Source organism: Alteromonas sp. Cnat2-8 (assembly GCF_022348355.1).
In the GTDB taxonomy this organism is placed as follows: domain Bacteria; phylum Pseudomonadota; class Gammaproteobacteria; order Enterobacterales; family Alteromonadaceae; genus Alteromonas; species Alteromonas macleodii.
Genome location: NZ_JAKREX010000001.1, coordinates 103,961 through 117,081 on the forward strand (window position 1 = coordinate 103,961; position 13,121 = coordinate 117,081).

Below are 13,121 nucleotides of genomic sequence, written 5' to 3' on the forward strand. Positions count from 1 at the left end.
TTTTATTTTAAAACGCGTACTTAACAGTAACGCCAAACTGACGACCGTTACCTATTTGGTAATATGGCTCATCGAAGGCATACTCATCGCGAGGGTCGTTGCTGAAACCACCGAATCCACGGGTGTAGTACTCACGATCAAAGGCATTTTGTACCCACAGTGATGTCTGCCAATCACCGTGTAACACCACAATCTCCGAATTAACCAGCGTAGTACTTGGCGAGGTTACATCATGGCCGTCAGAAAAACGGTATTCGCTTTTGTAATCTACATCTACACGCCAGAGCATGTTATCTGTAAGTGCGTACTCACTATACAGGTTTGCGGTCCACTTAGGTGATTGAGCCTGCCTTTGCTCAGACACTTCAGTACCGTCTGCAAGCGTATACCCTTCAAAGGTAGCGCTTAGATATCCAACACTTGCATCTAGCTGCCATGCATCACTAGCAATCCAGCTAAGCTCCAGCTCGGCTCCTTTGTTTGTTCCTAAATCAGCATTATCAATAATGTCTACGAACCCTGCCGTACCGTCATCACGAGTGATAACGTCAAAATCGCTCACCTGAGTATCTTTTCTATCCATATAGAAAATTGCAGCACGAGCAATTAGGTCAGGCGTAAGTAATGGGCCCTTTACACCTATTTCGTAGTTCCAGTTATATTCTTCGTCGAAGAATCGCTGATTGTCATTCACGCGGCTGTCGGGGTTAAAGCCTGCACCTTTATATCCGCGTGAAATACTGCCGTAATAGAAGTGATTGCCCTGCGTATACTGAAGCGCGACTTTCCCGCCTACCATGGTGGTGTCGAACGCGCGAGTAAGTTGGTTGTTATCAGCGTAATCAAAATCGTAGTTTTCTACTCTTAACCCTGCTACCAGTACTAAATTTTCGTTCAAACGACTTTCAGTCTGAGCATAGATAGCGGTCGTCGTAGGCGTGTATTCACTGGCAAAGTCACTATCCAAATAAGTGTATTGACGTAGCAGCTTTTCTTCCGTGCTTTTATAAAACACGCCTATTGTCCAGTCAGTCATACCATCAAAAAGTGCGGCACTGTCAGACGACACGAAACGCATCTCGCCGGTCTGTGTTTCTACATCGCGATAATAGGCGTCAAAAGACGTGTAACCCCACGGGTGAAACCCTGTGAATGTCCAGTCTTCATCGTAGCCATAAGCAATATTGTGAGAAGCATGGGTGGCAATTAGAATAAAGTCGCCCGCTGCTGTATTGGTTGTAGAGCGCGCGCTAACAGCGTGGGTTTGGTGTTCGTCAAATCCTGGTTCATCAGACAGCGTTTTGTTGTCATTGTCTAGCGAGAATGCATCGTAACCGTTATCGATATCGTACCAGCGATAAGTAAGTGCAAGTGTGGTTCGCTCATCTACGCTGCCTTCAACGGCAAAGCGCAGTGCGGTTTCATCGATATTCGCGGTATCGCTTCTATTCAAGAACGTATTTTCTACAAAGCCATCACTGCGATTATGAACCAGCGCAACACGATAGCCCCAATCCGTGTTGATATCATCACCAGTGGCGCCTTCAATACGGTAACTCTCTTTGTTCCCAATGCGGGCTTCAACGTAGTCTGGGGCGTCGCTACCCACGTCATTACTGGAGAGTTTAACCGCTCCGGCCAATGCACCTGTGCCGTATAAGGTAGCCTGAGGTCCGCGATATACCTCTAGTTGTTTAGTATCAAAAATAAGACCTGCCGCAGCAAGGCCTGAAAAATCAAATTCATCGACGATAAAGCTTACAGAAGGATTGATAGGCTCGGCGAACTGACTACGCTCTCCAATACCGCGAATTTGCACGAAGCGGCCGCGAGACGCACCAGCTGCAAAGTTTACGTTTGGAATACTGTTTAGCACACTGTCGATATGGCTCGGCTGTCTACTGCGAAGACGCTCTTGATCTAAAATGGTCGCGCTAGCACTTAACTGGTCGAGTGTAGTTTGACGAAAATCACCAGATACGATGACGCGCTCAATATCTGATGGCGTGCTATCTGAAGTGTTACTTACATTGGTTTGTTGCGCATAGGCCGCAACGGAACTAGCAAGCAGTGAAAGTGTGAAAAGTGTTTTATACATGGGATCTCTTATTCTTATTTAAGAAAAAAGATCCGGGTCTAACGGCAGGTGATAAGGCTATATTGTGAACCATCCCTACGCCGGTATTATCCGGATCAGGTTTAAGGGTTCCCACGAATGTGGATCTCAGACCGAAAACGGACACCCCTTGGTATAGTGTTGCGCGGCTAAAACTAGCAAACTCAACTTCTGCGACGGAGTCTACCAGTTCGATACACGCCGTCAAGCAGATAAGACGTTAAGCTAACGTAAGGTTTTATATATGATATAAGGCGTTGAAAGCTTAGGGCTATTCAGCGTCAATATTCATATTTAGGCGACGTACTTCATCGTCAGTTTGTGCTTTTAAACCTTCCAACGTTTTGCCGTGTGCGGTTGGTTGACGCGTATCAGGGTCAACCTTTACGAAAACGATATCGTCTGCAAAACAGATGGTTTTCTTGGTTGCTTTGTTGCGTACCAAGCAGCTTACGGTAATAGACGTACGGCCTACAGCTTTAGTTTCTAGACCAAACTCTACGATATCACCCTGCATAGCCGGTGATTCGAAACTAATTTCACCAATATGCTTAGTTACCAAGCAATTAGTTTCTAGCTGACAAATAGCCCAAATTGCAGCTTCTTCGTCTATCCATTCTAACGCGCGGCCACCGAACAAAGAATTGGCGTAATTAAGGTCGTTTGGCATAACTAGACGCCGAGAAAGAAAGCGCATTCGAATTCCTCATAATAAATCGCTACTATAGCGTTAGATTATACCGAAAAAACTGATTCATGGCGCTAACTCAATTACGCGAATGGCTATTAGCCCCCTACTTTGAAAATAGCGGCGAAAATGGCTGCAAAAAAAGCTCTCACGCTTCACACTTATCAAACGTGACTTGCCCGCTTCACCGGAGAATGCTTGTAATATCTGGCAATGATGATTTTTGTGAAGCTGCCATACGTAGCGTTCAAGCCTTTGTAGATGAAGTTTCATCTATAAGCGTTGTGAATTTTGCTGGCGATACACTTAAGGGAAAGAACCGCAAACAAGTACTGGGGAGCGAATGTGACATTGCCACATTAGACTGTCGCGATTCATTCAAACCTGGCGACGTGATGGCAGTGGCGGGGATCGTTAAACGCAGTGGTTGTTTAATACTTATTTGCCCTGCATTGAGTGAATGGGTCAACAATATTTCGGTCTCGTTCCTGTCGGAGGGGTTTACGCTTACACAAAGTCGATACCTCGAACGCTTTATAAAGCACCTGCGTAACAACGACTACGTGGCACTTCACACTGAAGAAAAAACCACACTTCCAGATACGGCTATGTACCGCATTAGCCAAGGCGTAACGTCAAACGTCTATAGAGGCTCACTATTTAAATCAGAAGAGCAAGAGCAGGCATACAGTCGTTTATATCAAGCACACTCACTTAATAAACTAAACGCGCTGATTACCGCCCCAAGAGGCAGAGGCAAGTCATCATTATTAGGTATATTCATTGAAAGCCTAATCAGACAGGGTAAAAATGTACTATTAACCAGTGAACGCTTTGATAATGTGAAGAACGTGCTTTCACGTATTCACCAGTACGAAATAGCAGGTGTCAGAACACAACAACCATCCACCGCTAACATTCAAACCCAACTAATCCTTGGTGATAAGAATGAGGCAGCGACGTTTGGCAGTGTAAAATGGGTGCCCCCTGACAGTGCCTTGTTATATACCACAGAAGATGAAAAGTACGACGTTGTAATTGTTGATGAAGCGGCTTCAATCCCCCTCCCGGATGTATACCGGATCATAGCCAACCACAAGCAGTGGGTGCTTAGTACTACGCTTTTGGGTTATGAAGGTTCAGGCAGTGGTTTTATTCACAAACTCATCCCTAGTTTACCGCCATCAGCTATCCATTTAAGACTATCAACGCCGTTACGATGGTTCGAACATGATCCCATTGAAGCCTTTTTCAATACGACTTGTTTATTTGAGGACAGAGATGCGGCGCGCAATATTGGCGAGATTAATTTCAAAAACAGTATTAACCCACCGATAGATTACGATTTTTCCATAAGTTCGTTTAAAAGCATTTCCGAAGAGGCGCTTCTGCAAATAATGTCGCTACTTTCATTAGCCCATTATCAAACTACACCCGATGATTTTATGCGCTTGATGGATAGCCCGGATATACTTGTTGCCATACTTAAATTCAACGACAACGTGATAGGTACTGCAATCATAAACGCTGAAGGTAGCGACTACCTGAACGATACCGCCTTGGGCATTGCGTCTGGAAAACGTCGTCCTAAAGGGCATTTAGGTGCACAGCGACTTGCTCTGTTGTCTGCTGATGCAAAAACAGCAACGTTTAGATATTGGCGTATTAATCGTATTGCCGTCGATACGGTGGTGCAGAGTAAGGGTATGGGCAGTTACTTGCTACAAAGAGTTAGTAATGAAGCCAAAAAGCAAAGTATTGACGCTATCTGTACTTCTTATGGAACGACACAAAAGTTAGACAGCTTTTGGACAAGAAATGGATTTGAGATTGTAGACTATGGGCGAAAGCCTAATAAAGCCAGTGGCGAAACCAGTGCACTAGCGTTATATCCTCATTCCAACAGAGCAAAAAAACTGCTTTCTGAATTGATAGCACTCAAAGAGAGCTTTCAATTCGATAACCAGTTAGACAACGTGCCCATTAGCATACTGACAATCTATGTAGAAAAGTTAGTACATTTTACCCAAGGCACACGCACTTTAGATGATGTTTGGCCGATATTACATAAAATTGCGCGTTATGCAGAGACTCACCCTACACCAAGCGCAAATACTCAACTGAACAAGCCAAATAACACAATACTGTATACGCTATGGCGTCTTGTTGAAATCATTAACACGAAGCGCTTTCTCAGAAAAGTACTTACACATTCAGATATGAATGCGAAGCAACGTGTTTCTACATTCAACGAAGAAAACCTAAAAGCAAGTGGGTTAAAAGAAGTCACTATTGTTATAAGAGAAGCACTTCTGCCTGCTTTCAAATAATAGAAAGTCTGTAGCCTGAAAGTACAAATAATCTGCTTGGCGTAGAGCCACTATACCTGCGTTAACAAGCCGCGATTACGAACATTTTAAATACCGCTGAGAGGCTAATGATCTATGCGGGCTGGTGTTAAAGCCCTATAAACAAAATCCCATTCGAGAAAAGCTCACTTACTAAATTAAGGGCAAAAAAAAGCCTCCCAAAGGGAGGCTTTTTTGCTAAAACCACATATTAGATACTAATACCGCGGTTCTTTGCTTTTTCCTTGATATAAGGTTCCCACGCTGCAGCGTTGCGGCGTAGAGAGCGATCTTTCTTAGCTTCTTGTACGTGCTTGTAAGCAGACTTGAAGTTACCTGCGTAGAAGTTCGCTTCCATTAACGTGAAGTGAATCTTCTCAGGGTCTTCAGCACCACGCTCTAGAGCATTCTCTAGTGCTTTAATAGCGCCTTTGTAGTCTTCCGCTACAAGTAAAAGTGTACCTTGCTTACGATAATGCTCAGGGTCTGAACTCTTAGCAGCAGCTTGTGCATACAAGTCAGCAGCCGTTTTGAAGTTCTTTGCCTGGTGATAAGCATTAGCTACGTTTGCTAACATATCGGCATCATTTTTTAGCAAGCCTTCTTTCACGTGCTTTTCAAGCAACTTAGCCGCCTTGTAAGGCATACCGTTACTTTGATAAAGCTGAGCAAGCGTCTTTATTTCTGACTCTTTCTCTAGATAACCCTGCATATAAGCAAGTTCTAGCGTTGAAAGACCTTTCTTATAGTCTTCAACTAAGATGTAGAAAAAGCCAAGACGTGACCACCAAGTCTTTTCCTGAGGGAAAGTTCTAACAAGATCTTCCGCAACAGCAACCGTTTCAGGGTACATCTTACGCTCGTAGTAAGAAGTTAGCTTTAATACATACGGGTTTTTGTTTGGCTCTTCATACAAAGCAATCGCTTTGTCTGCTGGCTCAACCATCTTCGCTAGTTGCTTAGATTCAAAGTAAGCCTGTGCCAAACGCGTATATACGTCTGCGTCTTCTTTACACGTGAAGTCCATCCACTCGTTATACCATTTAATGGCATCAGTGTACTTCTCTTCCTGCATGCTCAAATCACCTAGTAATTTAAGTGTTTGAGAGTGTTCAAGGTCGTTTAGAACTTTCGGTTCAACTGATTCAACCAAATACCCTAAAGCTTTACCACCTTGACCTTCTTGCGCAGCAAGTAAGTTACCAATAAAACGCTTTACGTAAGCTCGATCGAAATCGTCAGATGCGTCGATTTCGTAAAGTACGTTTAGTGCTTCATTAACTTGGTCTTCATTGTAGAACTCAAAAGCTTTCTGAACTTTTTTACCGGTACGCTCACCTACAAGCGTTGTTTTTCCTTTCTCATATCCAGGACAAACAACAGGTGCTGACTGCGCTAGGGCAGCGGGTGCTGAAAGCACCGCGCCTGCGCCTAGCACTAAAGCAACGGCTGACATTTTGAATGTACGTTTCATCATGATCATTGCTCCAGTTTAAAGTCTAGCTGTACGAACATGCCAGGTTGTTTAACTGGCTTGCCATCAACGATCTTAGGCTTGTATTTCCACTTACGTAGAGCACGACGTGCTTCACGGTCGAATACGCGCTTAGGTTCAGCTTCGATAACTTCGATATCTTCAACACCACCAACTTCGTTGATAGTGAAAGACAGTCTTACCCAACCTTCACGGCCGTCACGGGCTGCATCAGGTGGATATTTCGGGTCGATACGAACGATAGGTGTTGCTTCACCATCACGCTGCATTGCACCAACACCACCGATGTTTACACCAACACCACCTGTGTCGATAGCTGGAATAGCTAAGCTAAAGCCATCTGCATCAGGTTCCGCAGTTTCCGGCTCAACTTGCTCCATTTTAGGAGGCTGTGGCGGCGGAGGCGGCGGTGGTGGTGGAACACGAGTACGCGTTTGCGTTTGGTCGTCTGGTTCCTGCATTACAATATCGATAACCGGTGCAGGCGGTACTTCGTCTGCTGGTCTAGATGAATTTTCAATCAACTTGGCCATTAGAACGAAAAGGGCAAATGCAACACCAGCACCTAAAAGTATAGATACAATTATACGTAACATCTTATCCCCTTGCCGCTACCGAGACTCGGTTAACGCCAGCGGCTTTAACCTGATCCATAATCTCAACTACTAAACCATGCTTCGCTTTAACGTCAGCTTGAATGATTACGTAGTCTGTAGGCTGCTCGGTAAGCAGTCTCTCAATATTCGCTCTTACGCTGTCCGGCGCTACTTCACGCTTGTCTAGCCAAACATTTCCGTCTTCAGTTACGGCGATGAAAATGTTTGCATTTTTGTGAAGAATCGCCTGGCTCGCATCTGGCTTGTTGACTTCGATCCCTGCTTCTTTAACGAAAACAGTGGTAACGATAAAGAAGATCAGCATGATAAACACGATATCCAACATGGGCGTCATGTCGATCTGTGCATCTTCTTCCTCGGTTCTGACTTTTCGAGCCATAATCTCTCTCTCTAATGATGTGGCAGGCTATCAACTAGCCCTTCTCTTGCCAGCTTCACTTTCGCTTCAAGACGTGAACTGATGAACAGTCCAGATAGCGCGGCTACCATTCCCGCCATTGTCGGGATCGTTGCCATAGAGATACCAGCTGCCATTAGACGAGCGTTGCTGGTGCCCTGTGTTGCCATTGTCTCGAAAACACTGATCATACCGGTTACTGTTCCAAGTAGACCGATTAGTGGACACATTGCAATAATGGTTCTGATAATCAGCATTCTAGCGTTAAGGTCGTCTGACGCTTGAGAAATCCACGCGTCACGGATTCTATGCGCATACCATGATGTGGTATCTGCTCGGGCATCCCAATTCGCGATGATGTTTTTCTTCACCTTTGGGAAGACCGAGGTTAAATACCAGTAACGCTCAATCATTAAAACCCACATGAGAAAGAGCGCGGCAGCAACGAAGTATAGTACGTCACCGCCGGTAGCGATAAAGTCCCTGACCGATTCGAATAATCCAATCAGGTAATTCATATTACGCTTTCTCCGACTCTGAGTGAGCAGCTACGATACCCGCAGTTTGCTCATCAAGAATGTGGATGATTGACTTGCTACGAGAAGCTACGATGCTGTGAGTAAGGATTAGAGGCAGAGCCGCGATAATACCTTGAGCAGTAGTTACAAGAGCCATAGAGATACTTCCTGCCATCATACGTGGGTCACCTGTACCGAATAGTGTGATGGTTTGGAATGTCTCGATCATACCTAGTACTGTACCTAGTAGACCTAGTAGAGGAGCAATCGCTGCGAAGATCTTGATAACGTTAATGCCGCTTTCAATTTTTGGAAGCTCGCGAAGAATCGCTTCATCAAGTTTAAGCTCAAGGTTTTCTGCATCAGCAGTCTTGTTCTCTTGGTAAACTTTAAGGATACGACCTAGTGGGTTACCTTCTGAAGGATTGTTTACGTTCTTAAGCTGTGAACGCATTTTTCCACCAGTGATCGTTAGTGTGATCATTTTGTAGATACCAATTAGTAGGCCAATCGCAAGCATAATTGTGATTGTGTAACCAACTGGACCACCAGCATGATAACGCTCAGACATTGTCGCTTTTTGCTTCAATAGACCAAGGATTGCACCTTGAGAAGGGTCAGCAAAGAAAGGAACAAAACCAGAAGTAGCGCCGATTAGTTCGTCAGCAGAAGCTACAAAGTGACCATCTGGTTGACGACCAAGAGGCTGAACAACTTCAGCTTCAGCGTCATACGCTAGGTAACCAGCTTCACCAACAAGGTTGAAAGTACCAACACGAACAACTTCTTGCTGTGAAGAACCGCCGTCAAGGTTAACAACTTCAGTAGTGAACTTAACTACTTCACCGCCTTCAGTCATTTCTTTCTGAAGAGCAAACCATAGGTCTTCAAGTTCTTTAATGTTTGGAAGACCTTTAGAGTCTTCTGACATTTCAGCAAGGAACTGACCACGGCCAGGGAATTGTGCACTTACGATTGATGTAGAGATACGGCCGTAAGCTTCAGAAGATGCTTGACGTACCACACCGAACATTTCACCAAGTGTACCTGTAGCTTGGTCTAGCTCAGCAGCTTTCTCGTTTAATGTAACTTCGTTGTCTGAGAATTGCTTCTGTAGACGGTCACCACGAGCTTGTTCAGCTTTAAGATCTGCTTGTGCTTTGCGAAGAAGTGCTTGCTTGTCAGCACGTGCTGATTGGAACTCAGCTTCGCGTTGCTTATCTAGGCGAGCTTCAGAAACGCGGTTCTGTTGAACCTGGTCTAGAAGATCTTTCAGGCTCTTTGCTTCCTGAGCCTGCGCTCCGGTTGCTGCAACTGCAACTGTCGCAGCGGCTAAAAGAGATTTGAATACTGGTTTCATTAACAATTACTCCGCTGCGCTAATTGGTAGTTTAATCAGATCCGCAGGAATGACGTTGTTAGCCATTTTAACTGCGTCAACAACTGAAGACAGATACTCGTCACCCAGTTTTTCCCATGCGCGGCTTTCGTTGTTCCATACCCATGCGTGAGTTTGGTCTAGAGAAAGTGCAACTAGCGCCGTACGACCTAGGTTAAAGAAGTCAACAGTAACTTCTGTGCCTGCGTCGTCGATAGTACCTTGGTAAGAGTTGATCTTAGTACCGTATTCAACTTCAACTAGGTAAGCTTCTAGTACCTGACGGAACTGTTCTGAAACAGTTACGTTAGAGTTAGCCATAAGGTCGCGAAGACGCTCAACACGCTGTAGACGCTCGTCTAAGTGAATTGGACGGTCTAGCTTGATGAACTGCTCTAGGCTGTCGATCATGCGGAACATAAGAGGAACGATGCCCTGCTTAGTTTGTTCGATGCTGTCGATCTGACGTTGTAATGAATCGATACCGCGTTGCTGGTCTGCAACTAGGCTTGCGATGTAATCGTTGTAGATTTTAAGGTTTTCTGTCTCATCTACTGTTTGACGATACTCAACAAGTAGTTCTTGAGACTGTTCAAACAACGTATTGATTTTTTCTTGAGATTTCGCTGCAGCCGCGTGGATTTTCGCTTCTTCTTTATGAAGATCTTCAAGCGTATCTGCAGAGACTGCGCTACCTGTTAGTGCGAATGCACCCATAACAGTAGAAGCAATAAGAGTTCTCTTGCTCATTTTGGACATAGTTCCCAACCAAATTTCTTATTTGAATCCTCGCCGATAGGAAAATATTCGGGCAAGGGGCGTATAAAACTTTCACAATTTTGTTTCAGGAATGTAGCGCCGACGTCAATTGTCAGTACTACGAACGTATTATACTCACATGGAATGTTACGTTTAGTCAAGTAACACACTGTTTACACCTAGTAGATTTCATTCCGTCTGCCTAATTTGTGTTCATTAGCAGTGCAGATTTCATTCCAAAATAATGACATCAGACAAGAATAGAGCATCACTGACACCTTAATCGATTAACTAACAATCAATTACCAAGTTTATTTAACAATTTATCAGCGCGCATTTCTGGCTACTCGCAGAAATTAGATATGATTTTTAACCTAGATGTTACTTGCTATTAAAAGAAGGACTAATCATATAAACTTCATGAAAAATCCAAAATACAGACGAGTATGCAATGACATTCACGCCAACTCACCACATTACGATTGAGAACAAACCCCTGTGGATCTTCGACGACCTTTGTACTCAGGCAGAAGCGGAAAGCTTATTCAAAGGTTTACAAGTAAGCGCGTTCAAGCGAGACGAAATTGCTAGACCTGATACACAAGAATATCGGCATTGGGCAGTGAATCTAACATCTGAGCAAATTAGAACCCTTCCCGTATACCACAGAGCGATTGAGGCCATTCGCGGTATTACAAAACAAGATTTTAGTGCTTATAGAGGATATGTGAATCACGCATCGTATGGAGATATGCTTTTTACGCACACAGATTGTGCACCTGATGCGAATGAGTTCACTGTTTTGGTTTATATTGCACCTGAATGGGACATTGAGTGGGGAGGAGAAACGTTGTTCTATGACAACAACGACGATTGCTTATTCGCGTGCACACCAAAACCTGCTCGTGTTGCAATTTTCCATGGTGCGATCAAACACGTCGGTAGACCGCCCAATAGAATTTGTTACACGCCCCGTTACACCCTGGCGTTTAAGCTAGAAAAAGTGTAACTACGTTTAGATTTCGTTTGGAATAATATCGAAGGCAACGGTTAATCTGTGTTCATCAGTGGTAAAAGCGTTAGTACCGTGCCACATGTATGATGGAAACAGAACGACCGTCCCCCCTTCGGGTTTGACTGCATAATCCCCTTCAAATCGTTGATTCGCAATATCAGCCCTACCAAACATCAACCAGCCTTGCCCATCTGTATCAACGGCTTTAGGCACATCCACATAGTAAACGCCGCTTAACCATCCTTCTGGATGGTAGTGAGACTTATGAAAGCCTCCATTTCTTAACCTTACTGACCAAGAACCGATATATTTAAGCTTATCGCTTAACCGTGATAAAAACGGATGGGTTTTGTCAGCACACTGTTGCGCGGTAAATAGTTTTGCCTGCGCTAAAATGTTTTCCGACAATTCTTTAATGATAGGTAAGGATGTGACGAATAAATCTTCATATGTTTGCGTCCCATTCTTCAATGATTGTCCAATAGGATGCCGTTGATTCTGATGTTTTTCTACAAGGGCAGTTTTTAGTTTTTCATTGAAATTAGCAGTATCAACTGGACTAGGTTTAATAGCGTTAACGTAAACAAGCTTGTCATAGTCGCACAACCATTTATAACGGTTTTCTTGTTCGGCCATAGACCAACATGTAGATAACATTGTCCACCAACCTTGGTTTAGTGGTTCTATTTTTATCAATTGGTTGAAGCAGTTGAGTGCTTCTTTTGCGCGCCCCAAACAAAGCAGCGAATAGCCCTTCTCACTTAATAGCGCCACTTTATTTGACTGTATTTTGGCATTTTCTATTTCAACAATAGAAGCCTCATACTCACCTAGTTCTCTGAGCACTCTGGCCCTCAATGGCGCAATTTCGTGAGTCTTAATCGCTTCTGTAGTAAGTAAGTCTAATTGCTCTTTTGCCGCATGATATTCGTCGGCTTGTATTAGCAACTGAATAAAACGAAACCTGAAGCTATCGTCTTCAGGTTGTCGTTTGATATATGATTCAATATGAACAAATGGCGCATCAACTCCCTCTTCCCATAGAAACTTGGCCAGCTCCTCCTGAAGCTCCCAATCAGATGGTGCAACTTTCAATGCTTTCAGATACACCATTTCCGCGCGCTCTCTTTGATTTGATAGCGCGAGTACTGCTGCATAATTTCTTAAAATAGTAGGGTTAGCATTAGTTTTAGAAAGCGCTAATTCAAAATGCTTTAATGCTTGTTCATAGTCTTCAATTTTGCGATACAAATTGGCGATATTGTTCAAAGCAACAATATTTTCTGGACTAATAGCTAAGACATCTTTTAAGACGATTATGGCTTCATTAAAGTCTGATTGCTTCGAAAAAATGTCTGCCAAAATTAGCTTCGTTTGCACGTGATTCGGCACTAACGCTAGAACTTTTTCTGCTGCTATACGCGCTTGCTTTAACGCATTTTTTTCAATTAGTGCACGTGCCAAATTATAGTGTAAATCAACATTGTTAGGCGCTAATTTACTCGCCTTTTGAAAGGTTGATACTGCCAAGTCAATTCGCCGAGTGGATAGGTATAAATTACCTAAAGCATTTGATAATTCGGGGTGATTTTTAAATTTCTTCAGCCCTTTTACTAAATATTTCTCAGCTTCTTTCACTCGCTGAACTTGGCGAAGCGAGCCACAGAATAGTTGAATAAATACTGGGTCTTTTTGCAACAGAAATAACTGCTTCTCAATAAATTGGATGATCTGCTGATATTGCTTCTGGTTATAAGCAGAGACGAGCTGTTGTACTATATTCATACTAT

The 13,121-nt window shown here is 43.7% G+C and carries 11 protein-coding genes and 1 riboswitch; of the genes, 2 read left to right on the forward strand and 9 right to left on the reverse strand.

Annotation, left to right across the window (positions count from 1 at the left end; genetic code table 11):
* Nucleotides 1-7 precede the first annotated feature (7 nt).
* Together MHN00_RS00460 and MHN00_RS00465 are read right to left on the reverse strand one after the other, a co-directional pair.
* The gene (locus tag MHN00_RS00460; RefSeq protein WP_156078056.1) at nt 8-2,098 is read right to left on the reverse strand and encodes a TonB-dependent receptor; all 2,091 of its coding nucleotides are present in this window, start codon (nt 2,096-2,098) and stop codon (nt 8-10) included.
* Between the two features lie 55 nt (nt 2,099-2,153).
* A riboswitch (TPP riboswitch) is annotated at nt 2,154-2,257 on the reverse strand.
* Nucleotides 2,258-2,387: 130 nt separating this feature from the next.
* Nucleotides 2,388-2,813 (reverse strand): hotdog domain-containing protein, encoded by a 426-nt coding sequence (locus MHN00_RS00465; protein ID WP_012517742.1) that lies wholly within the window; start codon nt 2,811-2,813, stop codon nt 2,388-2,390.
* A 59-nt stretch (nt 2,814-2,872) separates the two neighbouring features.
* On the opposite strand from MHN00_RS00465, the gene MHN00_RS00470 reads away from it, so the two are divergent.
* Nucleotides 2,873-5,134 (forward strand): GNAT family N-acetyltransferase, encoded by a 2,262-nt coding sequence (locus MHN00_RS00470; RefSeq protein ID WP_239299855.1) that lies wholly within the window; start codon nt 2,873-2,875, stop codon nt 5,132-5,134.
* Between the two features lie 229 nt (nt 5,135-5,363).
* On the opposite strand, the gene MHN00_RS00475 is transcribed toward MHN00_RS00470, so the two are convergent.
* Genes MHN00_RS00475 through MHN00_RS00500 form a run of 6 tightly spaced genes read right to left on the reverse strand, consistent with a single transcriptional unit; the run spans nt 5,364 to nt 10,307 of the window.
* Nucleotides 5,364-6,629, reverse strand: a complete 1,266-nt coding sequence (locus MHN00_RS00475) for a tetratricopeptide repeat protein (RefSeq protein ID WP_239245485.1) — start codon at nt 6,627-6,629, stop codon at nt 5,364-5,366.
* Nucleotides 6,630-6,631: 2 nt separating this feature from the next.
* On the reverse strand, nt 6,632-7,243 hold the full coding sequence (locus tag MHN00_RS00480) for an energy transducer TonB (protein WP_014948704.1): 612 nt from the start codon (nt 7,241-7,243) through the stop codon (nt 6,632-6,634).
* A 1-nt stretch (nt 7,244) separates the two neighbouring features.
* Nucleotides 7,245-7,643 carry a biopolymer transporter ExbD gene (locus MHN00_RS00485; RefSeq protein ID WP_012517737.1) on the reverse strand — a complete coding sequence of 133 codons (399 nt, stop codon included), beginning with the start codon at nt 7,641-7,643 and terminating at the stop codon, nt 7,245-7,247.
* Nucleotides 7,644-7,654: 11 nt separating this feature from the next.
* Nucleotides 7,655-8,179 (reverse strand): MotA/TolQ/ExbB proton channel family protein, encoded by a 525-nt coding sequence (locus MHN00_RS00490; protein ID WP_012517736.1) that lies wholly within the window; start codon nt 8,177-8,179, stop codon nt 7,655-7,657.
* A gap of 1 nt (nt 8,180) precedes the next feature.
* Nucleotides 8,181-9,539 (reverse strand): MotA/TolQ/ExbB proton channel family protein, encoded by a 1,359-nt coding sequence (locus MHN00_RS00495; protein ID WP_156078053.1) that lies wholly within the window; start codon nt 9,537-9,539, stop codon nt 8,181-8,183.
* Nucleotides 9,540-9,545: 6 nt separating this feature from the next.
* Complete coding sequence (locus MHN00_RS00500; RefSeq protein WP_014948702.1) at nt 9,546-10,307, reverse strand: DUF3450 domain-containing protein; 762 nt, start codon at nt 10,305-10,307, stop codon at nt 9,546-9,548.
* A gap of 460 nt (nt 10,308-10,767) precedes the next feature.
* Here MHN00_RS00500 and MHN00_RS00505 point away from each other — a divergent pair, with 460 nt between their 5' ends.
* Nucleotides 10,768-11,325 carry a 2OG-Fe(II) oxygenase gene (locus MHN00_RS00505; protein WP_014975937.1) on the forward strand — a complete coding sequence of 186 codons (558 nt, stop codon included), beginning with the start codon at nt 10,768-10,770 and terminating at the stop codon, nt 11,323-11,325.
* A 6-nt stretch (nt 11,326-11,331) separates the two neighbouring features.
* On the opposite strand, the gene MHN00_RS00510 is transcribed toward MHN00_RS00505, so the two are convergent.
* Nucleotides 11,332-13,116 (reverse strand): putative 2OG-Fe(II) oxygenase, encoded by a 1,785-nt coding sequence (locus MHN00_RS00510; protein WP_239299857.1) that lies wholly within the window; start codon nt 13,114-13,116, stop codon nt 11,332-11,334.
* Between the last annotated feature and the right edge of the window lie 5 nt (nt 13,117-13,121).